Raw genomic sequence first — 21839 nt, 5'->3', positions numbered from 1 at the left:
GGGGACTTCACGATGATCATAAGACCACCCCAGCTTCGCAAACGCGCCATCCGCCTCGGTGGCGCGCTCGTCGGCATGGCGCTCGCCCTCGGCGGCTGCCAGCACGACGAAGCGGTCACCGCCTCCATTCCCGACGATTACAAGCAGCGCCATCCGATCGCGATCGAAGAGCAGAACCGCTCGATCGTCGTCTTCGTCGGCCACGCCCGCGGCGGCTTGACCGCCGCCCAGCGCGCCGACGTGATGGGCGTCGCCTCGGCCTGGCTGCACGAGGGCACCGGCGCGATCCGGATCGACGTGCCATCCGGCACGCCCAACGCACGTCCGGTCGCGGACACCATGCGTGAGATCCAGGCGATACTGGCGGCGGCCGGCGTTCCGCCGCGCGGCGTCAACGTTCGCCCTTATCAGCCGGACGACAAGCGCTTCCTGCCGCCGATCCGGCTCACTTACTCCAAGATCGCCGCGGTCGCGGGTCCCTGCGGCCTGTGGCCGGAGGACATCGGCCCCTCGATGAAGAATAAGAGCTGGTTCGAGAACAAGGACTATTACAATTACGGCTGCGCCTATCAGCGCAACCTCGCTGCGATGGTCAGCAATCCGTCGGACCTCGAGCAGCCGAGGGCCGAAACGCCGTCCTACATGGCGCGTCGCACCACGCTCCTCGAGAAATATCGCAAAGGAACGCCGACGGCGGTCTCCTATCCTGAAGCCGACAAGGCCAAACTCAGCGACACCGGCAAATGATCAGCTACGCTCGCCAGCCTCAAGAAGAGCAGCCGGAGGCCCCACCCCCGCCGCTTGATGAGCATATTGCGCCCTCGCCGCGTGTCTCGGTCCAGGCCTTCTGCGAGACCGTAGAGACCGCTGCCGCGGTGCAGTCGGCCGGCGAGGATCGCCGTCTCGGCAAAGCCCATCTGAAGATCCAGATGGGCGGCATGGCGGCGGCGATCGAAGCCTATCGCTCCGCCCCGACACCAAACGTGATCGTGCTCGAAAGCGACGGCCGCAACGATCTCCTGGGCGGGCTCGACCAGCTTGCCACCGTCTGCGACGCCGGCACCCGCGTGGTCGTGATCGGCCGCATCAATGACGTCATGCTCTACCGCGAGCTGGTGCGCCGCGGTGTCAGCGACTACGTGCTCGCGCCGGTCTCCGCGATCGACGTGGTGCGCTCGATCTGCAACCTGTTCTCGGCGCCCGAAGCCAAGGCGGTCGGCCGCATCATCGCCGTCGTCGGCGCCAAGGGCGGCGTCGGCGCTTCCACCATTTCCCACAACGTTGCCTGGGCGATCGCGCGCGATCTCGCGATGGATGCGGTGGTCGCCGATCTCGACCTCGCCTTCGGCACGGCCGGGTTGGACTACAACCAGGACCCGCCACAGGGCATCGCCGACGCCGTGTTCTCACCCGATCGCGTCGATACGGCCTTCATCGACCGCCTGCTGTCGAAATGCACCGACCATCTCAGCCTGCTGGCGGCGCCCGCGACGCTCGACCGCGTCTATGACTTCGGCTCGGACGCTTTCGATGCCGTATTCGACACGCTGCGCTCCACCATGCCCTGCATCGTGCTCGACGTGCCGCACCAATGGTCGGGCTGGACCAAGCGCGCCTTGATCGGAGCGGACGATATCCTGATCGTGGCCGCGCCGGATCTGGCCAATTTGCGCAACACGAAGAACCTGTTCGACCTTTTGAAGGCCTCGCGCCCCAACGACCGGCCGCCGCTCTACTGCCTGAACCAGGTCGGTGTTCCGAAACGTCCCGAAATCGCCGCCACGGAATTCGCCAAAGCGATCGAGAGCCAGCCGGTCGCCTCGATTCCGTTCGAGCCGCAGATCTTCGGCTCGGCGGCCAATAACGGGCAGATGATTGCGGAGATCTCGGCCAATCACAAGTCGATCGAGATGTTCCTTCAGATCGCCCAGCGCCTGACCGGCCGGAGCGAGACCAAGAAACAAAAGTCGTCCTTGTTTTCACCCCTGATTGAGAAGTTGCGGGGAAAATAGCCGCCGCATGGAGTTGTTAAGTGTTCGGTAAGCGTAGCGGAACAGACACCGACCTTCGGGCTCCCAAGCCCGGCGCCGTGTTGCCCGAGCCTTCCCAGGCTCCGGCGGCGACGGTGTCGCGCGGCCCGCTCCCGCCGGCCGTCGCCTCGCCGCCGCTTGCCCCTGCCAAGGCCCCGCCGCCTCCCGCCATGGAGAGCCGGCGGTCGGACAATTATTACGAGGTCAAGGCCACCATCTTCGGCGCGCTGATCGAGGCCATCGACCTCGCCCAGCTCGCCAAGCTCGATTCCGAGTCCGCCCGCGAGGAAATCCGCGACATCGTCAACGAGATCATCGCGATCAAGAACATCGTGATGTCGATCGCCGAGCAGGAGGAACTGCTCGACGATATCTGCAACGACGTGCTCGGCTATGGCCCCCTCGAGCCCCTGCTCGCGCGCGACGACATCGCCGACATCATGGTGAACGGCGCCGGCACCGTCTTCATCGAAGTCGGCGGCAAGATCCAGCGCACCGGAATCCGGTTTCGCGACAACCAGCAGCTCCTCAATATCTGTCAGCGCATCGTCAGCCAGGTCGGCCGGCGCGTCGACGAATCCTCACCGATCTGCGACGCGCGCCTCGCCGACGGCTCCCGCGTCAACGCTATCGTGCCGCCGCTCGCGATCGACGGCCCCGCCCTCACCATCCGCAAATTCAAGAAGGACAAGCTGACGCTCGATCAGCTCGTCAAGTTCGGCGCGATTTCGCCGGAAGGCGCAGAGATCCTCCAGATCATCGGACGGGTCCGCTGCAACGTGCTGATCTCCGGCGGTACCGGCTCGGGCAAGACGACGCTGCTCAATTGCCTGACCAACTACATCGAGCACGACGAGCGGGTCATCACCTGCGAGGACGCGGCCGAGCTCCAGCTCCAGCAACCTCATGTGGTCCGGCTCGAAACCCGCCCACCCAACATCGAAGGCGAAGGCCAGGTCACCATGCGCGAGCTGGTGCGCAACTGCCTCCGTATGCGCCCCGAACGCATCATCGTCGGCGAAGTCCGCGGCCCCGAGGCGTTCGACCTGCTTCAGGCCATGAACACCGGCCATGACGGCTCGATGGGAACGCTGCACGCCAACAATCCGCGCGAAGCGCTGTCGCGCTGCGAATCCATGATTACTATGGGCGGCTTCTCTCTGCCCTCGCGCACCATCCGCGAGATGATCTGCGCATCCATCGATGTCATCGTTCAGGCCGCACGCCTGCGCGACGGCTCGCGGCGGATCACCCACATCACCGAAGTGATGGGCATGGAAGGTGACACCATCATCACCCAGGATATCTTCCTCTACGACCTGATCGGCGAAGACGCCAACGGCAAGATCATCGGCCGGCACCGCTCGACCGGCATCGGCCGCCCGAAATTCTGGGAACGCGCCCGCTATTACGGCGAAGAGAAGCGCCTTGCCGCCGCGCTCGACGCCGCGGAAGTGGCGCCGACAACGTGAGCAGGTCAGCGTCATGAACATGCAGGTCCTCGCGCTCGCGTTTCTCGCCACGGCCGCCGTCGGAGGCATCGCCTGGGTCTTCCTCTATCCACTCCTGTCAGGGGAGCGGAAAGCCGAAAACCGCCGCGCGGCTATCGCGCGCGCCGACGCGCCCGCGGCCAAGCAGACCGACAAGAGCCAACGATCGCGCCGTGAGCAGGTCGAGACTTCGCTCAAGGATCTCGAGGCGCGGCGCCAGCAGGAGAAGAGGATTCCGCTCAGTGTCCGCCTCTCGCAAGCAGGGCTCGACTGGACGGCGCAGAAATTCTGCGTCGTGTCCGCCGTTGTGGCGGGCGTGCTGTTCGCGGCCGCTCTGTTCGTCGGGGGCGGCCTGCTCGGTGCCGCCGGCCTGGCTTTTGCTGGCGGCTTCGGCCTGCCGCGCTGGGCACTGGGTTTCCTCAAGAAGCGCCGCGAGTCCAAGTTCCTGGCGGCGCTGCCTGATGCGGTCGACGTGATCGTGCGTGGCATCAAGGCGGGTCTGCCGCTGTTCGAATCGATCAAGGTCGTCGCTGCCGATGCACCGGAGCCGCTGCGCACCGAGTTCCTCCAGATCATCGAGACGCAGGCGATCGGCATGCCGCTCGGTGAGGCCTGCTTGCGTCTCTATGAGCGCATGCCGCTCCCAGAGGCGAACTTCTTCGGCATCGTGATCTCGATCCAGCAGAAATCGGGCGGCAACCTCTCCGAAGCGCTCGGCAACCTCTCCAAGGTGCTGCGCGACCGCAAGAAGATGAAGGAAAAGATTCAGGCGATGTCGATGGAGGCCAAGGCCTCGGCAGGCATCATCGGCTCGCTGCCGCCGATCGTGATGTTCCTGGTCTATCTCACGACGCCGCACTACATCTCGCTGCTTTGGACCCACCCGACCGGCCAGCTGATGCTGGTCGGCTGCGTCGTCTGGATGTCGATCGGCATCATGGTGATGAAGAAGATGATCAACTTCGATTTCTGACGGTGCCGTATGGTCGAGTTTCTCGTTTCGAAGCTACATGACGTCCGCTTCATGACCATGCTGCTGGCGGCCATTGCCGCCAGCGCCACCGTCTATACGCTGGTGATGCCGCTGTTTGCCGGCGAGGGACTCTCCAAGCGCATGAAGGCGGTGGCGAGCGAGCGTGAGCGCCTCCGGCAGCGCGAGCGCGAGCGCCTCAACAAGAACGAGAAGGTCTCGCTGCGCCAGTCGCCGAAGCAGCTCGTCTCCAAGGTGGTCGAGGACTTCAACCTCACCAAATGGCTGGCGCAGGAGGCCGCCCGCGACAAGCTCATCATGGCGGGCTACCGCGGCCAGGCGCCCTACATCACCTTCCTGTTTGCCCGCATGGTCGCTCCGATCGCGCTCTTCATCGGTACCGCCATCTACGTCTTCTTGATCGCGCATTTGGAGCAGGCGCTGCCGGTCAAGATCGGCATCTGCGTCGGCGCGGCCTATCTCGGCCTCCAGGCGCCGATGCTGTTCCTCAAGAACGCGATCTCCAAACGCCAGCTCTCGATCAAGCGCGCCTTTCCGGACGCGCTCGACCTGCTGCTGATCTGCATCGAATCCGGCATGTCGGTCGAAATGGCGTTCCGCAAGGTCGCCACCGAGATCGTCGGCCAATCGATCGCGCTGTCGGAGGAGTTCGCGCTGACCACGGCCGAGCTGTCCTACTTGCAGGACCGGAAGATGGCCTATGAGAACCTGGCGCGGCGCACCGGGCTCGAAGGCGTCAAGTCGGTCTGTCTGGCGCTTCAGCAGGCAGAGCGCTACGGTACGCCGCTCGGGCATTCCCTGCGTGTCATGGCGCAGGAAAACCGCGACATGCGCATGAATGAGGCCGAGAAGAAGGCCGCTGCGCTACCGCCGAAATTGACGGTGCCGATGATCCTGTTCTTTCTTCCGGTCCTGTTCGTCGTCATTCTCGGACCGACCGGCATCAAGATCACCGAGCTGCACTGACGCGAGAGGCCCTGCGCGCGGTCCAAGATCAGGCCGATCAATCGGGCTGGCCGAGCGAGGCGACCGGCGTCCGCTTCGGTGCCCCGCGCGGAGCGTCGTTGCGGTTCAGCATCTCTTTGAGATAGGCGACATTGGCCGCGGCTTGGTCCGGCGGCAGGTCCGCCTTCACGATGGTCTCGGCTTCGGCGAAGCGCCCTTGCAGGCCGACGACCAGACCGAGATTCTGCCGCACCCGGGCGCTCGCGCGCGGCGAAGCGTAAGCTTGTCGCAGCGCCTCTTCGGCCTTCGGCAGGTTCCTCGTCAACATGTAGGACAGGCCGAGATTGGAGAGGACGCCGGGATCACCTGGTGCGATCTTCAGGGCGCTCGCATAATAGGAGCGCGCCTCGTCGTGCCGGCCCATCTGATCGAGCGCAGTACCTTGCACCGAGAGCAGGCGCCAGTCCGGATTGTCGGGCGAATGCGCCTTCGACAGCACGTCGAAGGCCTGCTGGAAATTGCCGTTGTCGGCGAGCGCGCGGCCGTACTGGGCGAGCAGCGCCTTGTTGCCGGGATTGGCGATGGTCGCCTGCTCGAGCACGGCGGCGGCCTGGGCGCGCTGGCCATTGGCGCGCAAGGCCTGGCCATAGGCGAGCGCGGCGTCAGCATCCTTGGGATTGGCCCGATAGCGCTCGCCATAGACTTCGGCAGCGCGCGCGGGATCGGCCGGAGCGGCTTCCGCCCGCGGCCCGACCGAGCCGGTGATCTCGGAGAGCTTCGACATGCCCGTGCAGCCGCCGAGGCCCATGGCCAACGCCGCGGCCAGCGAGGTGGACGCAAGAAGCCGGGCAAGACTGAATCGTTGACGCATGACGCTTTGAATCTCGAGCCGATTGATCGAGCCGAACGCGCCAGCAATAGACTGTTAACCCTAACGGCCAGTTAACACCGACGAGTGGGAGATACGAGAGCTTCCCGACGGCGGTTGCGCCCCGCCGGTCAATATTCGATGGCAAGTCGCTTGCGGATTTCATCGACGCGCTTGTCCAGCGCATCGAACCGCGCATGGACCGAGCGGTCGTGCAGATAGAAGACGTAGCCGCCGGCAAGGAACGCGAAGATCCAGTGATGATGCTCGACATAGCCGAAAATCGCCTCGACGGCCTGGCCGATGAATGTGACTGCGCTCCACACAATTTCCATTGCATCCTCCCGGCAGGCGTCGTCGGCCCCCGGCGATTTCCATATGTGGCGGCCGTGCTCGGAACCTAGCATGGCCTCCTCGCTGCGAGTAGCGGCTCGCTGAACGGTGACAGCAAAGCCGATTGCGGCGGCGCCGAAACTCTGCGAAGTCTCGTCCGTTCGCACGACTGCTTGATCTGACGATCCGGACCCGCCAATGCCTTCTGTCTTCGAGACGTCGCCCACTGCCATACCGATCACCTTCGTCACCAAATCGAGCTGGGATCAGGTCGCCGAAACGCTACCCGCGGCGCAGCGCCAGTTCGCGGCCGCGAGCGCCTTTGCCGCCAAGCCTGGCGGCTATCTCGCGCTGCCCGCGCCGGACGGCGCAATTGCACAGGTGCTGTTCGGCCTCGAGGACGAAGGCGCCAGATCGCGCGACCTGTTCCGGCCGGGCGCCCTGCCTGGCCTGCTGCCGCCGGGCACCTATCGCTTTGCCAATTCACCGCACGATGCACGGCTGGCGGCGCTGGCCTTCGCGCTCGGCAGCTACCGCTTCGCCCGCTACCGCAAGGCTGACCGGCCCGGCGTCCGGCTGGTGCCGCCTGATGGCGTCGACGCGACCGAGATCAATCGCATGGCCGATGCGGCGATGCTGGCACGCGATCTCATCAACACGCCGGCCAACGACATGGGACCGGAGCAGCTCGCCGCAGCCGCGCAGGCGCTCGCCGCCGACTTCGGCGCAAGCTTCGCCTGCACCATCGGTGAAGATCTGAAGACGAATTTTCCGCTGATCCATGCCGTCGGCATGGCCTCGAGCCGTGCGCCGCGACTGATCGACATTGGCTGGGGCGATCCGGCTCATCCCAAGGTGACGCTGGTCGGCAAGGGCGTCTGCTTCGACACCGGCGGACTCGACCTGAAGCCGTCGAGCGGCATGCTGATCATGAAGAAGGACATGGGTGGCGCCGCCAACGTGCTGGCGCTCGCAGGCATGGTGATGGATGCGAAGCTGAAGGTCCGATTGCGCGTGCTGATTCCGGCCGTGGAGAACGCGGTCGCCGGCAACGCGTTCCGCCCCCTCGACATCTTCACCTCGCGCAAGGGCATCACGGTCGAGATCGGGAATACCGACGCGGAAGGCCGCCTCGTCCTCGCCGACGCGCTGGCGCTGGCCGATGAGGAAAAGCCGGAGCTGCTGATCGATTTGGGCACGCTGACCGGCGCGGCACGCGTTGCGCTGGGGCCGGATCTGCCGCCTTTTTACACCAATGATGAGACGCTGGCGGCCGACGTCGCACGTTGCGCGGTGAGGGAGAACGATCCGTTGTGGCGCATGCCGCTGTGGCCGCCTTACGATGCCTGGCTGGACTCCAAGACGGCGACCATCACCAATGCCCCGTCGGGCGGCTTTGCCGGCTCGATCACCTGCGCGCTGTTCCTGCAACGCTTCGTCGAGCATGCCAGGAGCTGGCTGCATGTCGACATCTACGGCTGGACGCCGTCGGCGAAGCCGGCGCGGCCGGAGGGCGGCGAGTGCCAGGCTGCGCGCGCTCTCTATTCATTGCTGAGTGAGCGCTATGCATGATCCACGGCTGACGCCGGTGCGGGGCGACATCGCCGCGAAATATCTCGAAGGCAAGGTGGAGGCGAATCGCTTCGTCACTGGCGAGGAATTCGAGGTGGTCGAGGCCATCGCAGCCGTGCGTGAGCAGCCATCCTCGAATGCGACGTTGATGACCGAGGCGCTGCGCGGTGAGCGCGTCACCATTTACGACCGCAACGGCGAAGGCTGGGCCTGGGGCCAGCTCAATGCCGACGGGTATGTCGGCTGGTTGCCGGATGCAGGCCTGGCTCGCCCCGCGGCAACGCCAACCCACGTCGTCAGTGTACTCCGGACGTTTGCGTTTCCCGGCCCTTCAATCAAGCTACCGCCGGCCGACACGCTGGTGCTTGGATCAAAGCTCACGATCGTGCGCGAGCATGGGGCCTTCGCGGTGACGCGCGCCGGAACGTTCTTGCCGAAGACCCATCTCGTCCCGCTCGATCATCGCGAGCCGGACTTCGTCGCCGTCGCCGAGCGCTTCGTCGGCACGCCCTATCTCTGGGGCGGTAAAAGCAGCTTTGGCATCGATTGCTCGGGCCTGGTGCAAGTCTCGCTGACTGCTGCCGGCATCGGCTGCCCGCGCGACAGCGACATGCAGCAGGCAGGCGTCGGCCGCGCGCTCGAGGCGCATGAGTGGGACAAGCTGCAACGCGGAGATCTGATCTTCTGGAAGGGCCACGTCGCCATCGTGCGCGACGGGGCCACCATGGTTCACGCCAACGCCTATCACATGGCCACCGTGATCGAACCGACCGGGCCGGCGATTGCGCGGATCAGGCAAGCCGGCAGCGAGGTCGCCGCGATCAACCGGCTCGCTTAATCTCGTAGCGGCGGGCGACAGCTCTCCCGTACGGAGAGCTGAAGCACTACGTCGCGACCGAGCCGTTGCCCGCAGTCTCCAGCCGGAACGCGGCGGCGAACAACGCTCGGGTGTAATCCGTCTTCGGGTTGTTGAACAGCTCGGCGGCCTGCCCCTCCTCGACCACCTTGCCGCCGCGCATCACGATCAGATGGCTGGCGAGCGAGGCGACGACGCGCAGGTCGTGCGAGATGAACATGTAGGTGAGCTCGCGCTTGCGCTGGAGCTCCCGCAAAAGATCGACCATCTGCGCCTGGAACAGCATGTCGAGCGCGCTGGTCGGCTCGTCCAGCACGACGAAATCCGGCTCCAGCACCACCGCCCGGGCGATGCTGATGCGTTGGCGCTGGCCGCCGGAGAATTCATGGGGATAGCGGAAGCGCGTCTCTGGATTGAGTCCGACATCCTCGAGCGCCTTGACGACGCGGCCCTCGCGCTCCTCACGCGAGAGATTCGGCTGATGCACGGAGAGGCCTTCGGCGATGATGTCGGCGACCGACATGCGCGGGCTGAGCGAGCCGAACGGATCCTGGAACACGATCTGCATGTCGCGCCGGAAGGGTCGCATTTCCTTGAAGCGCAGGCCCTGGATGTCCTTGCCCAGGAACACGATCCGGCCGTTCGACGAGATCAGCCTTAGCAGTGCGAGCCCCAGCGTGGTCTTGCCCGAGCCAGATTCGCCGACGACGCCAAGCGTCTCGCCCTTGCGCACGGCGAGGCTGACGCCGTCGACCGCCTTGATGTGGCCGACCGTCTTGCGCATCAAGCCGCGCTTGATCGGGAACCAGACCTTCAGATCGTTGGCCGACATCACCAGCGGCGCACCCGGCTGCGGCGGCGCCGGATCGGGCTTCGGCTCCGCCGCGAGCAGGTCGCGCGTATAGGGATGCTTCGGGGTCTTGAAGACCTGCTCGACCGGCCCGTGCTCGACGATCACGCCGCCCTTCATGACGCAGACCGTATCGGCGATGCGGCGGACGATGCCGAGATCGTGGGTGATGAACAGCAGGCTCATGCCGAGCCGCGCGCGAATCTCAGCGAGCAGTGCCAGGATCTGCGCCTGCACGGTGACGTCGAGCGCCGTGGTCGGCTCGTCCGCAATCAAGAGGTCCGGCTCATTGGCGAGCGCCATCGCGATCATCACGCGCTGGCGCTGGCCGCCGGAGAGCTGGTGCGGATAGCTCTTCAGCCGCGTCTCCGGCTCGGGAATACCGACCTGGGTCAATAGCTCGAGCGTCCGCTTGCGCGCCTCGGCATTGCTGGTCGGATTATGCAGCTGGATCATCTCGCCGATCTGCGCCTCGATCGTGTGCAGCGGATTGAGCGAGGTCATCGGCTCCTGGAAGATGATGGAGATGTCGCTGCCGCGAATCTCCCGCATCTGCTGCTCGGACTGGTCGATCAGCTCCTGCCCCTTGAAGCGGATGCTGCCGGAGGGATGCGAGGCGTTCGGATAGGGCAGTAGCTTCAAAATCGAGAGCGCGCTGACCGATTTGCCGGAGCCGGATTCGCCGACCAGCGCCACGCATTCGCCGCGCTTGATCTGGAACGAGACCTTGTCGACCGCGAGCGTGGTGGCGCCGCCCTGGTGGAAGGCGACCGAGAGATCGCGCACGCTGAGCAGAGGCTGGTTGATCGCGTCCATCGGCTCACCTGAACGTCTTGCGCGGATCGAAGGCGTCGCGCACGGCTTCGCCGATGAAGATCAACAGCGACAGCATGATGGCGACCGAGAAGAAGCCGGAGAAGCCGAGCCAAGGTGCTTGCACATTGGCTTTCGCCTGGGACAGCAATTCGCCCAGCGAAGGCGATCCCGGCGGCAGGCCGAAGCCCAGGAAATCGAGCGCCGTCAGCGTCATCACCGAGCTCGACACGATGAAGGGCAGGAACGTCATGGTCGCGACCATGGCGTTCGGCAGCAGGTGGCGGAACATGATGACCTGATTGGACACGCCAAGCGCCCGCGCCGCCTGAATGTATTCGAAGTTGCGCCCGCGCAGAAACTCGGCCCGCACGAGACCTACCAGTGAGACCCAGGAGAACAGCAACAGGATGCCGAGCAGCACGAAGAAGCCGGGCACGAGGACCGAGGACAGGATCAGGAGAAGGTAGAGCGAGGGAATCGCCGTCCAGATCTCGATGAAGCGCTGGAAGATCAGATCGACCCGACCGCCGAAATAGCCCTGCACCGCCCCCGCCGCGATGCCGATCACCGACGAGATGATGGTGAGGCACAGGCCGAACAGTACCGAGATGCGGAAGCCGTAGATCAGTCGTGCGACCACATCGCGCCCCTGGTCGTCGGTGCCGAACCAGTTGTATTCGAGGTCGCGGCAGCTCTTCAGCCCCTTCTTCTCCACCACCGGCTTGCATTGCTTCTCGGTCAGCATCCAGGTCGGCGGCGACGGCGCCGGCGTCGGCAGGTCAAGATTGTGGGTGTCGTAGGAATAGCGGATCAGCGGCCAGACGATGCTGCCGCCCTTGTCCTTGATCAGCTTCTGCAAATAGGGATCGCGGTAGTCGGCCGCGGTCTCGAAGTCGCCGCCGAAGGTGGTTTCCGAATAGGTCACGAAGGCGGGCCAATAGAGCCGGCCGTCGAACTTGATCAGGAAAGGCCGGTCGTTGGCGATCAACTCGGCGAACAGTGAGACCACGAACAGAATAATGAAGATCCAGAACGACCAATAGCCGCGGCGGTTCGCCTTGAAGTTCTGCCATCGCCGCCTGTTGAGCGGCGAAGGTGCGAACGACTTGCGGGTGATTGGAACGACCTCACCCAGCGGAGACTGCGTCGTGGTCTCGATCGGCGTCGGCGCGGTAATTGTCATCAGACCTCCCGCGCCTCGAAATCGATTCGTGGGTCGATCCACATATAGGTCAGGTCGGAGATCAGGTTGATCACGAGTCCGACCAACGAAAAGATGTAGAGCGTGCCGAACACCACGGGATAGTCACGGTTGAGCACGCTCTCGAAACTGAGCAGCCCGAGCCCGTCCAGCGAGAAGATGGTCTCAATCAGCAGCGAGCCCGAGAAGAAGGCGTGGATGAACGTCCCTGGAAAACCGGCGATCACGATCAGCATCGCATTGCGGAACACATGCCCGTAAAGCACCCGGCCCTCGCTGCACCCCTTGGCGCGCGCGGTCATAACATATTGCTTGCGAATCTCGTCCAGGAACGAATTCTTGGTCAGGAACGTCATGGTGGTGAACGCGCCGAGCCCCATGGCAATCAGCGGCAGCGTCAGATGCCAGAAATAATCGAGGATCTTCCAATACCAGGGAAACTGCGACCAGCCGTCCGAGGTCAGTCCACGCAGCGGGAACCAATTGAAGAAGGAGCCGCCGGCAAACAGGATGATGAGGAGGATGGCGAACAGAAATCCGGGAATGGCATAGCCAAGCACGAGCACGGTCGACGTCCAGGTGTCGAAGCGCGTGCCGTCCTTGACCGCCTTGCGGATGCCAAGCGGGATCGAGATCAGATACGTAATCAGAGTGAGCCAGATCCCGAGCGAAATCGAGACCGGCAGCTTCTCGTTGATCAGCTGGATCACGCTGACGTCGCGGAAATAGCTCTTGCCGAAATCGAAGCGCACGAAATTCCAGACCATCAGGAGAAAGCGTTCCGGTGCCGGCTTGTCGAAACCGAACTGTGCCTCGAGCTTCTTGATGAAGTCAGGATCAAGACCTTGCGCGCCGCGATATTTCGAGTTGATAGCGTCGCCACCGGCCCCGACTTGCCCCGGTGCACGCTGAGCGAAGTCGCCGCCGCCCGATATGCGCGAGCTGCCGCCGGTGTCAGCGCCGGAGAGCTGCGCGATCACGCGCTCGACCGGGCCGCCCGGCGCGAACTGCACGACGATAAAGGACACGAAGAGGATCCCGAGCAGCGTCGGGATCATCAAGAGGATGCGGCGGGCGATATAGGCGCTCATGATTATTTCGCCTGCTCGAGCTTGGCGGCCTTGGCGGGTTCATGCCACCAGATGTCGGGTGCGCCGACGCCGTTGGCATAACGCGGCAGCTTCTGAGGGTGGCCGAACTGATCCCAATAAGCCAGCCGGTGCGTCTTGTTGTACCATTGCGGCACCCAATATCGGCCGGCGCGGAACAGACGGTCAAAGGCGCGGCACGCGACGGTCAAATCTTCTCGGCTGTCCGCCGCCATGATCTTTTCGATCATGGCGTCGATGGCCGGGCTGGCGACGCCTGCGAGATTGTATGAGCCTTTGGTCGCCGCAACCTGCGAAGAAAAGAATGCGCGCATGGCGTCGCCCGGCGTCGCCGACATGCTGAAGCGCTGGATCGTCATGTCGAAGTCGAACTCTTCCTGGCGCGCCCTGTATTGCACCGCATCGACGAGGCGCACGCTCGCTTCGATGCCCAGCGTCCCCAGGTTCTTTATGTAGGGCGCATGGTGCGGCTGGAAGGAGGGCTCGTCCAGCAGGAATTCGATCCTGAACACCTCTCCGTTCGGCAGCACCCGCTTGCCATCCTTGATCGGCACACCGGCTTCGTTTAGCAATTGCTGCGCCTTGCGCAACAGGCTCCGGTCTTGCCCGGAGCCGTCCGAGACCGGCGGCGTGAATGGGGTCGCGAACACGTCGTCCGGCACATGGCCGCGAAACGGCTCCAGCAGCTTCAGCTCGTCCGGCGAAGGAGGCCCATCGCCCGCCATGAGATCCGAGTTCTGGAACGGCGACACCGTACGGGCATAAGCGCCGTACATGATAGTCTTGTTGGTCCACTCGAAGTCAAAGGCATTGATGAGGGCTTCGCGCACGCGGGGGTCTTTGAACTTGTCACGCCGCGTGTTGATGAACCAGCCCTGCGCGCCTGACGGCGTTTCGTCGGGCACGACCTCGAGCTTGACGCGACCATCCTTGACGGCCGGGAAGTCATAGCGCGTCGCCCAGATGCGTGAGGTGAATTCCTCACGGTAGAGATAGTTCTTGCCGGTGAAGCCTTCGAAGGCGACATCACGGTCGCGATAGAATTCATAACGCACGACGTCGAAATTGTAGCTGCCGCGGCAAACCGGCAGATCGGCAGCCCACCAGTCCTTGACCCGCTCGAATTCGATGTAGCGATTGACCTCGAATCTCCCGACCCTGTACGGCCCCGAGCCGAGCGGAATGTCCAGCGTCGATTCGTCGAACGGCCGGGACGTGTAATACGCTTTCGAAAAGATCGGCAGGCCCGCGGCATAGAGCGGCACGTCGCGCGCCCGCCCCTTGGCAAAGGTGACGACGAGCGTGGCATCGTCGATCGCTTCCGCGCTCACCATGTCGCGGAGCTGCACGATGAGCAGCGGATGCCCCTTGGCCTTCAGCGCGGTCAGTGAGAACGCCGCATCATGCGCGGTGAGCTTGGTGCCGTCGTGGAATTTCGCCTCCGGCCGCATCGTGAAGCGATAGACCAGCCGGTCCGGCGATATCTGCACGGATTTGGCTGCGAGCCCGTACATCGCGTCCGGCTCGTCACTCGCCCGCACCATCAGCGGCGAAAACGTCATGTCCATGCCTTGCGCGCCGTCGCCCTTGAGGATGAAGGCATTGAGCGAGTTGAAGGTCTGGTAGGACTGGTTATACGATTTCGTCGACGGGATGAGCGAGAACGTGCCGCCCTTCGGCGCGCCCGGATTGACATAATCGAAATGATGGAAATCGGCGGGATATTTGAGATCGCCGAACGCCGAGATGCCGTGGGCCTCGGCCGGCATTTCCGATGCCGTTGCGCCGCGCTGCCAGGTGGCGCCGAGCGCACCGGCGGCAGCCAGAGCAAGCACATGCCGGCGTGAAAGCTGCGCCATGCGCAAAGGCTCCCTCAAGAGCGTTTTCCGATCCGCGCCGCTTTTTCGGCGTCATACCACCACAGCGTCGGCAGGCCGGACCGTCCATATTTCGGCATTGGCTCGGCGTGGCTGAAGCGATCCCAGCGGGCATAGCGCGCGAACGGATAGGTGAACTGCGGAACCACGTAGAAATTCCAGAGCAGCACGCGATCGAGCGCATGGGTGGCGGCGACGAGGCCAGCGCGATCCTTGGCGAAGATCACCTTCTCGATCAAGGCATCCACGGCAGGGTTCTTGATGCCGATGGTGTTGCGCGCACCAGGCACGTCGGCAGCCTGCGAGCCCCAGAACTCGCGTTGCTCGTTGCCCGGCGAGAGCGACTCGCCCCATTGATCGATGATCATGTCGAAGTCGAAGCTGCGCAGCCGATTCTGGTACTGCGCATCATCGACGGTACGAACCGATGCATTGACGCCGATTCGCTCCAGTGACGGCTTGTAGAACAGTGCGATTCGCTCGGATGAGGGGTCCTGCACCAGGATTTCGACCGTCAGAACCTTGCCCGAGGCGTCCACCAGCTTGTGGTCGCGAACTTCGAAACCTGCCTCTTTCAGCAGCTTTGCCGCTTCGCGCAGATTGGCGCGCACGGCCTCTGGAGTGCCGCCAACCGGATTCTGATAAGGCGTGGTGAAAACTTCCGGCGGCACCTTGTCCTTTACGGTTTCAAGGATCTGCAGCTCCTCGCCCTGGGGCAGCCCGGTCGCGGCGAGTTCCGTGCCTTCGAAATAGCTGTTGATGCGCTTGTACTGACCAAAGAAGAGCTGCTTGTTCATCTCCTCGAAATCGAAGGCATAGTTGAAGGCGCGCCGCACCCGCGCGTCCTTGAATTGGGGACGCCTGATGTTGACGACGAAGGCCTGCATGCGGCCGGAATCGTTGATCGGAAATTCTTCCTTGATGACCCGCTTCTCCGCCACCGCCGGGAAGTCGTAGGCCGTCGCCCACTGCTTGGCGGAGTTTTCCGCGATCCAGTCGGCCTGGTCGGCCTTGAAGGCTTCCAGCGCCACGAGGTTGTCACGGAAGAACTCGAAGCGGAGCTCGTCGAAATTGTTGGTGCCGATCTGGCTGGGGAGATTGGCACCCCAATGATCTTTCACCCGCTCCAGCTTGATCGAGCGTCCCGCCACGAATTCCTTGATCCGGTACGGCCCGGAGCCCAGCGGGATCTCCAGCGTGGTCGCGCTGACGTCGCGTTTGCGGCCCTGGGCGTCGGTGCCTTCCCACCAATGTTTCGGCAGCACGGTCAATTCACCGACGATGGTCGGCAGTTCGCGGTTGCCCGGCCCGTCGAAGCTGAACTTGACGTCGCGCTCGCCAACCTTCTCCGCCTTGGTCACGTGGCGATAGTAGGACGCGTACATGGGGCTCTGCTGCTTGAACGTCTCCAGCGAGAAAATGACGTCCTCCGGCGTCACCGCCTTGCCGTCATGCCAGCGGGCTTCCTTGCGCAGGCGATAGATCACCCAGGAAAAATCGTCCGGATGTTGTGCCGCCTCGGCAAGTTCGCCGTACTCGGTCGCCACCTCGTCCTGCGCCCGGGTCATGAGCGTTTCGTAGATCATCGCCGCAGCTGGAGCGAGGGAGCCCTTGATGCCGGCGACCGCGAGGTTGAAATTGTCGAAGGTGCCGATCGAGATCAGGCGGGCGACGCCGCCTTTGGGCGCATCCGGATTGACGTAATCGAAGCGCTTGAAGTCGGCGGGGTACTTGATGTCGCCGAACAGCGACAGAGCATGGCGCCAAGGAAGCCCATTTTCATTGGCTGATTGCGCCGCTGCCGTGCCGATGACGGAAACGCGGCCCATGGAACCGAGGGCGGGGAGAGCTGCGGCCGCAGTGCCGGTGAGCAGGAGATCGCGTCGGGTAATGGCCAAATCAACATTCCCTGTCTTGAAGGAGGCTACTCCTTTAAGTTCCCAATATAGGCGAGGTTTCGACCGAATATGTTGCTTTTTGCTCATCTTGAAAGCCCAGCCGGCCTCTCGGATGCGGCCAAACGCCCCGATAGCGTTGCCGCGAGGCCGGATAAGCAAACGGCCAGGCTTTTCAGCCTGGCCGCAGATTCCAAGAGAGAACTTTGAGGCTTACTTAGACGCCGTCGGCAGCGGCTGCGGATGCTCCGACAACGAATTCAGATAGGCAATGACGTCGGCCCGCTCGGAATCCTTCGGGATACCGGCGAAGCCCATTGCAGTGCCCGGGATGAAGCCCTTCGGATTGGCGATGAACTTGTTGAGATCCTCGAACGTCCAGGTGCCGCCCTTGGCTTTCATGGCCGCCGAGAAGTTGAACCCGCGGCCTTCGCCCTTCGGCTCGCCGACGACGCCATAAAGGTTCGGACCGACGCGATTCGGGCCGCCCTTTTCGAAAGTATGACAGGCGCCGCACTTCTTGGCGGCCGCCGCGCCCTTTTCGACGGAGGCGGTCTGGAGCAGTTTTTCGATCGGCTCCGAGGAGGCCGCAGCGGCGGCGCCGCCCTCCTTGCCGTGGCCGGCATCTTCCTTCACCGCGATCTCGAAGCCCGGCTTTTCCGGCATCTTCGGCGAGAAAAGCGCCTGGGCGGTGAAGCTCGTCACCAGCAGCACGAGACAGGTGCCAAGAACAGCACCGAGAATCTTGTTGAGTTCGAAAGAATCCATTTCCGGCCAGGCCCCACCGCAAGAAGGAAACGGCGGCCCAAGCGGCCGCCAGGACGAGCCTCGGGAGAAATCGTTCCTTATTGTTTCCCCGAGTTTTGCCATTGAGATATCGGTTTGCCCCGGGTCTGGCAACCCGTATAAGCGACCCGGCTTTCAGCCCGTCCCCATGCCATTTCTCGGCGCGGAAAGCGCTCCGTTTCCAGGCCCTTGACCCAATGATCGATCCCCGCATCCTGGTGCTGATCCCGGCCCGCATGGCCGCCACACGCCTGCCCGGCAAGCCGCTCGCCGATATCGCGGGCCTGCCGATGATCGTGCACGTGCTGCGCCGCGCCGAGGCCGCTGCCATCGGCCGGGTCGCGGTCGCAACCGACACGGCGGAGATCGCCTCGGTCGTCACAGCCCACGGCGGTGAGGCGGTGATGACCCGCCCGGACCATCCCTCGGGCTCGGACCGCATCCACGAGGCCATGCAGAAGCTCGATCCGGACGGCAAGGCCGAGATCGTGATCAATCTCCAGGGCGATTTCCCGACCATCACGCCGCAGACCATCCGCGAGGTGCTGCCACCCTTTACCGAGCCTGCCGTCGATATCGTGACGCTGGCCTCGCAGATCCACACCGAGGAGGAGGATCTCGCCCCGAGCGTCGTGAAGGCGGTAGGCTCGCCGATCGGGCCGCGGCGGCTGCGGGCGCTCTATTTTACCCGTGCCACGGCCCCCTACGGCGACGGACCGCGTTACCACCATATCGGACTCTACGCGTACCGCCGCGCGGCGCTGGATCGATTCGTGTCGCTGCCACGGTCTCCCCTGGAAGTTCAGGAAAATCTTGAGCAGCTCCGGGCGGTGGAAGCCGGCATGCGCATCGACATCATGATCGTCGACAGCGTGCCCCGTGGCGTGGACACGCCGCCCGATCTCGAAACCGCGCGCAGCATCCTTTCCAAATCCTGAGCCGCTGTTACAAGGCCGATCATGAGCAAGCTGAAAGTCGCATTCCAGGGCGAGCCTGGGGCCAATTCCCACATCGCCATCGTCGAGGCCTATCCCGACGCCGAGCCGATGCCCTGCGCCACCTTCGAGGACGCGCTGTCAGCGATCTCGTCCGGCGAGGCTGATCTCGGCATGATCCCGATCGAGAATTCGGTCGCGGGCCGCGTCGCTGACATCCATCACCTGCTGCCGGCCTCCGGCCTCTTCATCATCGGCGAATGGTTTCTGCCCGTTCGACATCAGCTGATGGCGGTGAAGGGTACCAAGCTCGACGACGTCAAGAGCGTGGAGAGCCATGTCCACGCACTCGGCCAGTGCCGGCGCATCATCCGCAAGCTCGGCATCAAGCCAATCGTGCACGCGGACACTGCCGGCAGCGCCCGCGACATTTCCGAGCGCAAGGACAAGACCGTCGCCGCGATCGCCTCGCGCTTGGCCGCGAAAATTTACGGCCTCGACATCCTCGCCGAGGACATCGAGGACGAGGCCCACAACACCACGCGCTTCGTGGTGCTGGCGCGCGAGCCGAAATGGGCAGCCCAAGGCTCGGGCCCGCTGGTCACGACGTTCGTCTTCCGGGTGCGCAATTTGCCGGCCGCGCTCTACAAGGCGCTCGGCGGCTTTGCCACCAACGGCGTCAACATGACCAAGCTCGAAAGCTACATGATCGACGGCAATTTCTTCGCCACGCAGTTCTATGCCGACGTCGACGGACATCCCGACGACAAGGGCCTCGCCTTTGCCATCGAGGAGCTGAAATTCTTCTCGCGCGAATTCCGCATTGTCGGCGTGTATCCGGGGCATCCGTTCCGCGCGACGTTCAACGAGGCGCAGGATTGATAACTGTCGTTCCGGGACACGCGAAGCGTGAACCCGGAACCTCGAGATTCCGGGTTCGATGCTTCGCATCGCCCCGGAATGACGGTGAGTGACTAGGACGCCTGCTTCGCCAGCCCGAACGCCTCCGCCAGCAGCGAATACGACCTCTTTCGCGCCTCGTGGTCATACACGGCGGTGATCACCATCAGCTCGTCCGGCTTGCTCGCGTAGATTAGCGGCTGAAGCTTCTTCTGCACGGTTGCCGGGCTGCCGACGAACAGGCGCGAGCGGTTGCGGAGAATCGAGATGCGCTCGGCGTCCGTGTAGGGATAGGCCAGCGCCTCCTCGATACTCGGCAGCGGAAGATATTGACCGCGGTCGCGGCGAAGGCGGTTGAGATCGAAGGAGCTGGCGAGCCTTTCGGCCTCCTCATCTGTGTCGGCCACGATGGCCGCGACCGCGAGGATCGCATGTGGGCTGGCGCGCCAGGCGGAGGGCTGGAAGCGGTTGCGGTAATGCACCATCGCATCGATGGCGTCGTGGGAAGCGAAATGATGGGCGAAGGCGAAGCCCATGCCGACCTGCGCGGCGAGCTCCGAGGAATAATCGCTCGAGCCGAGCAGCCAGATCGGCGGCAGGGCGGTGTCGTCAGGCATGGCGACGACGCTGTTGTAAGGGTGGCCCGCGGGGAATTTGCGGGTCTCCCACAAGATCAGTTCGTGCAGCCGCTCCAGAAAATCTTCGCCCTCGCGGCGGTCGAGCCGGCTGCGCAGCGCGTAGGCGGTGGCGCCGTCGGTGCCCGGGGCGCGGCCGAGACCGAGGTCGATACGTCCGGGAAACAGCGCCTCCAGCATCTTGAAGCGCTCGGCCACGACCAGCGGCGCGTGGTTGGGCAGCATCACGCCGCCGGAGCCGACGCGCAGGTGCTTCGTCACCGCCGCGATCTGCCCGATCATGACGTCGGGCGCGGGGCTCGCGACCGAGGCGAGGTTGTGATGCTCGGCGAGCCAGTACCTGACATAGCCGAGCCCGTCGACGTGGCGTGCCAGATCGATGCTGTTGCGCAGCGCCGCGGCGGGCTTGGTACCGGTGGTGACGACCGACAGGTCGAGGACTGAGAGCGGGATCATGGTGCGTCAACGTAACGGAGGGCTGTGCGGCGGCAATGGCAGGCTGCGCAGGCCTGACGTGTAGGACTTGGCGGGTACGCTAAGATCCCTGATTGGGACAATTGTTACTTCTATATGCCAAAATTCGGTCCGCCCACCTGCAAAATCGGAACAAAGAAAATGCAATATCGGCAATAGCGTTTTTGTATCAATACATTATGTCTCTGGATGTCTTTCCCAACGAGATCGCAAACTGCGCCAGAATTCGTTCTGGTCATATCCTGGTGGGCAATTTCCCATCCCCGATGGGCTGTCGACTAGACCGCCTTTGCCCTATTTTAGGCCTCCGCGAGATGATCCGACCGCCGGCCGAAATTCGGAGTGAATGGTGCCATGACTGACGTGACGACGCCTGGCCAAGCCAACGGGCAAGACGGGCACCTGAAGCGGCCTGCGATTTCCTTCGAGTTTTTTCCGCCCAAGACCGAGGAAATGGAGCGGAATCTCTGGGACACCATCAACCGGCTCGCCCCGCTCGACCCGCAATTCGTCTCGGTGACCTACGGCGCCGGCGGCTCGACCCGCGAGCGCACCCATTCCACCATTTCCCGCATCCTGAAGGAAACCGCGCTGCTGCCGGCCGCGCATCTGACCTGCGTCGGCGCCTCGCGCGGCGAGATCGACGAGATCGTCGACCGCTATCACGAGGTCGGCGTCCGCCACATCGTGGCCTTGCGCGGCGATCCCGTCGGCGGCATCGGCACGCCCTACTTCAGCCATCCCGACGGCTACCAGACGTCCGCCGCACTCGTTGCCGGCATCAAGAAACGGCATTCCGACATCGAAGTGTCCGTATCCGCCTATCCCGAGAAGCACCCGGAGGCGCGCGACTTCGATGCCGACATCGACACGCTGAAGGCCAAGGTCGATGCGGGTGCGACGCGCGCGATCACCCAGGTGTTCTTCGATAACGACCTCTATTTCCGCTATCTCGACCGCGTCCGCGGGCGCGGCATCAGCATTCCGATCGTGCCGGGCATCATGCCCATGCACAATTTCAAGCAGGCCCGTAATTTCGTCACCCGCGCCGGCACATCTGTGCCCGACTGGTTCGCCGCGAAATTCGACGGCCTCGATGACGACGCCGAGACCCGCAAGCTGGTGGCCGCAACCGTTGCGGCCGGCCAGGTGCAGAAGCTCGCCAAGCACGGCGTCGACACCTTCCATTTCTACACCATGAACCGCGCCGATCTCGTGTTCGCGATCAGCCATTTGCTCGGCATTCGCGCCAAGAGCGCGCAGAAGGCGGCGTAAG

At 63.9% G+C, this 21839-nt stretch carries 19 protein-coding genes; 10 read left to right on the top strand and 9 right to left on the bottom strand.

The genetic code is table 11. The features are described from left to right. The first annotated feature begins 12 nt into the window (after positions 1–12). From IVA87_RS22530 to IVA87_RS22510, 5 genes are read left to right on the top strand one after another with little or no spacing between them, the layout of a single operon-like run. Entirely contained in the window at positions 13–747 is a 735-nt protein-coding gene (locus IVA87_RS22530; RefSeq protein WP_247304846.1) for a CpaD family pilus assembly protein, read from the top strand. Continuing rightward, positions 744–2012, top strand: a complete 1269-nt coding sequence (locus tag IVA87_RS22525; protein ID WP_247304848.1) for an AAA family ATPase — start codon at positions 744–746, stop codon at positions 2010–2012. The genes IVA87_RS22530 and IVA87_RS22525 overlap by 4 nt, the downstream gene beginning before the upstream one ends. 20 nt (positions 2013–2032) lie before the next feature. Then, on the top strand, positions 2033–3502 hold the full coding sequence (locus IVA87_RS22520) for a CpaF family protein (protein WP_247304850.1): 1470 nt from the start codon (positions 2033–2035) through the stop codon (positions 3500–3502). A gap of 13 nt (positions 3503–3515) precedes the next feature. After that, positions 3516–4493: a type II secretion system F family protein gene (locus IVA87_RS22515; RefSeq protein ID WP_247334994.1), complete on the top strand. Its 978-nt coding sequence runs from the start codon at positions 3516–3518 to the stop codon at positions 4491–4493. A gap of 9 nt (positions 4494–4502) precedes the next feature. Beyond that, positions 4503–5477, top strand: a complete 975-nt coding sequence (locus IVA87_RS22510) for a type II secretion system F family protein (RefSeq protein WP_247277841.1) — start codon at positions 4503–4505, stop codon at positions 5475–5477. A 37-nt stretch (positions 5478–5514) separates the two neighbouring features. Here the strand turns inward: IVA87_RS22510 and IVA87_RS22505 are convergent, their stop codons facing one another. Both IVA87_RS22505 and IVA87_RS35405 read right to left on the bottom strand, forming a co-directional pair. Continuing rightward, a complete protein-coding gene (locus IVA87_RS22505; protein WP_247304854.1) occupies positions 5515–6327 on the bottom strand; it encodes a tetratricopeptide repeat protein in 813 nt (270 codons plus the stop codon). A 128-nt stretch (positions 6328–6455) separates the two neighbouring features. After that, on the bottom strand, positions 6456–6659 hold the full coding sequence (locus tag IVA87_RS35405; RefSeq protein WP_346657762.1) for a hypothetical protein: 204 nt from the start codon (positions 6657–6659) through the stop codon (positions 6456–6458). Between the two features lie 196 nt (positions 6660–6855). Here IVA87_RS35405 and IVA87_RS22495 point away from each other — a divergent pair, with 196 nt between their 5' ends. Continuing rightward, positions 6856–8229, top strand: a complete 1374-nt coding sequence (locus tag IVA87_RS22495; protein WP_247334989.1) for a leucyl aminopeptidase family protein — start codon at positions 6856–6858, stop codon at positions 8227–8229. Then, a complete protein-coding gene (locus IVA87_RS22490) occupies positions 8222–9067 on the top strand; it encodes a C40 family peptidase (RefSeq protein WP_247304860.1) in 846 nt (281 codons plus the stop codon). The genes IVA87_RS22495 and IVA87_RS22490 overlap by 8 nt, the downstream gene beginning before the upstream one ends. Positions 9068–9113: 46 nt before the next feature. On the opposite strand, the gene IVA87_RS22485 is transcribed toward IVA87_RS22490, so the two are convergent. The 6 genes from IVA87_RS22485 to IVA87_RS22460 all read right to left on the bottom strand — a co-directional run bounded on the left by IVA87_RS22485 (position 9114) and on the right by IVA87_RS22460 (position 17601). After that, positions 9114–10751 carry an ABC transporter ATP-binding protein gene (locus IVA87_RS22485; RefSeq protein WP_247304862.1) on the bottom strand — a complete coding sequence of 546 codons (1638 nt, stop codon included), beginning with the start codon at positions 10749–10751 and terminating at the stop codon, positions 9114–9116. A 4-nt stretch (positions 10752–10755) separates the two neighbouring features. Beyond that, complete coding sequence (locus tag IVA87_RS22480) at positions 10756–11934, bottom strand: ABC transporter permease (protein WP_247304864.1); 1179 nt, start codon at positions 11932–11934, stop codon at positions 10756–10758. Beyond that, positions 11934–13043 (bottom strand): microcin C ABC transporter permease YejB, encoded by a 1110-nt coding sequence (locus IVA87_RS22475; protein ID WP_247334988.1) that lies wholly within the window; start codon positions 13041–13043, stop codon positions 11934–11936. Before IVA87_RS22475 ends, IVA87_RS22480 begins: the two co-directional genes overlap by 1 nt. A gap of 2 nt (positions 13044–13045) precedes the next feature. Beyond that, complete coding sequence (locus IVA87_RS22470) at positions 13046–14920, bottom strand: extracellular solute-binding protein (RefSeq protein ID WP_247304869.1); 1875 nt, start codon at positions 14918–14920, stop codon at positions 13046–13048. A 14-nt stretch (positions 14921–14934) separates the two neighbouring features. Beyond that, complete coding sequence (locus IVA87_RS22465) at positions 14935–16836, bottom strand: extracellular solute-binding protein (protein ID WP_247304871.1); 1902 nt, start codon at positions 16834–16836, stop codon at positions 14935–14937. Between the two features lie 210 nt (positions 16837–17046). Next, a complete protein-coding gene (locus tag IVA87_RS22460) occupies positions 17047–17601 on the bottom strand; it encodes a cytochrome c family protein (protein WP_247304874.1) in 555 nt (184 codons plus the stop codon). Between the two features lie 215 nt (positions 17602–17816). On the opposite strand from IVA87_RS22460, the gene IVA87_RS22455 reads away from it, so the two are divergent. Then, entirely contained in the window at positions 17817–18557 is a 741-nt protein-coding gene (locus IVA87_RS22455; protein WP_247304877.1) for a 3-deoxy-manno-octulosonate cytidylyltransferase, read from the top strand. A gap of 21 nt (positions 18558–18578) precedes the next feature. Beyond that, the gene (locus IVA87_RS22450) at positions 18579–19436 is read left to right on the top strand and encodes a prephenate dehydratase (protein ID WP_247304880.1); all 858 of its coding nucleotides are present in this window, start codon (positions 18579–18581) and stop codon (positions 19434–19436) included. A gap of 92 nt (positions 19437–19528) precedes the next feature. On the opposite strand, the gene IVA87_RS22445 is transcribed toward IVA87_RS22450, so the two are convergent. After that, positions 19529–20545 carry an LLM class flavin-dependent oxidoreductase gene (locus IVA87_RS22445; RefSeq protein WP_247304883.1) on the bottom strand — a complete coding sequence of 339 codons (1017 nt, stop codon included), beginning with the start codon at positions 20543–20545 and terminating at the stop codon, positions 19529–19531. 372 nt (positions 20546–20917) lie between these two features. On the opposite strand from IVA87_RS22445, the gene metF reads away from it, so the two are divergent. Then, complete coding sequence (gene metF / locus IVA87_RS22440) at positions 20918–21838, top strand: methylenetetrahydrofolate reductase [NAD(P)H] (RefSeq protein ID WP_247304886.1); 921 nt, start codon at positions 20918–20920, stop codon at positions 21836–21838. Position 21839 lies beyond the last annotated feature (1 nt).

It is taken from the genome of Bradyrhizobium sp. 147 (assembly GCF_023073935.1).
GTDB lineage: Bacteria > Pseudomonadota > Alphaproteobacteria > Rhizobiales > Xanthobacteraceae > Bradyrhizobium.
The sequence above is the reverse complement of the archived record's forward strand: the minus strand, read 5'-3'. Positions and strand labels throughout refer to the sequence as shown.

Excerpts from the sequence above, each read along its gene's own strand:
- IVA87_RS22490 (WP_247304860.1), top strand. The coding sequence starts at position 8,222 with ATGCATGATCCACGGCTGACGCCGGTGCGGGGCGACATCGCCGCGAAA.
- IVA87_RS22450 (WP_247304880.1), top strand. The coding sequence starts at position 18,579 with ATGAGCAAGCTGAAAGTCGCATTCCAGGGCGAGCCTGGGGCCAATTCC.
- IVA87_RS22480 (WP_247304864.1), bottom strand. The coding sequence starts at position 11,934 with ATGACAATTACCGCGCCGACGCCGATCGAGACCACGACGCAGTCTCCG.
- IVA87_RS22495 (WP_247334989.1), top strand. The coding sequence starts at position 6,856 with ATGCCTTCTGTCTTCGAGACGTCGCCCACTGCCATACCGATCACCTTC.
- IVA87_RS22475 (WP_247334988.1), bottom strand. The coding sequence starts at position 13,043 with ATGAGCGCCTATATCGCCCGCCGCATCCTCTTGATGATCCCGACGCTG.
- IVA87_RS22445 (WP_247304883.1), bottom strand. The coding sequence starts at position 20,545 with ATGATCCCGCTCTCAGTCCTCGACCTGTCGGTCGTCACCACCGGTACC.
- IVA87_RS22530 (WP_247304846.1), top strand. The coding sequence starts at position 13 with ATGATCATAAGACCACCCCAGCTTCGCAAACGCGCCATCCGCCTCGGT.
- IVA87_RS22510 (WP_247277841.1), top strand. The coding sequence starts at position 4,503 with ATGGTCGAGTTTCTCGTTTCGAAGCTACATGACGTCCGCTTCATGACC.
- metF (WP_247304886.1), top strand. The coding sequence starts at position 20,918 with ATGACTGACGTGACGACGCCTGGCCAAGCCAACGGGCAAGACGGGCAC.
- IVA87_RS35405 (WP_346657762.1), bottom strand. The coding sequence starts at position 6,659 with ATGGAAATTGTGTGGAGCGCAGTCACATTCATCGGCCAGGCCGTCGAG.
- IVA87_RS22505 (WP_247304854.1), bottom strand. The coding sequence starts at position 6,327 with ATGCGTCAACGATTCAGTCTTGCCCGGCTTCTTGCGTCCACCTCGCTG.
- IVA87_RS22485 (WP_247304862.1), bottom strand. The coding sequence starts at position 10,751 with ATGGACGCGATCAACCAGCCTCTGCTCAGCGTGCGCGATCTCTCGGTC.
- IVA87_RS22455 (WP_247304877.1), top strand. The coding sequence starts at position 17,817 with ATGATCGATCCCCGCATCCTGGTGCTGATCCCGGCCCGCATGGCCGCC.
- IVA87_RS22460 (WP_247304874.1), bottom strand. The coding sequence starts at position 17,601 with ATGGATTCTTTCGAACTCAACAAGATTCTCGGTGCTGTTCTTGGCACC.
- IVA87_RS22515 (WP_247334994.1), top strand. The coding sequence starts at position 3,516 with ATGAACATGCAGGTCCTCGCGCTCGCGTTTCTCGCCACGGCCGCCGTC.
- IVA87_RS22525 (WP_247304848.1), top strand. The coding sequence starts at position 744 with ATGATCAGCTACGCTCGCCAGCCTCAAGAAGAGCAGCCGGAGGCCCCA.
- IVA87_RS22470 (WP_247304869.1), bottom strand. The coding sequence starts at position 14,920 with ATGGCGCAGCTTTCACGCCGGCATGTGCTTGCTCTGGCTGCCGCCGGT.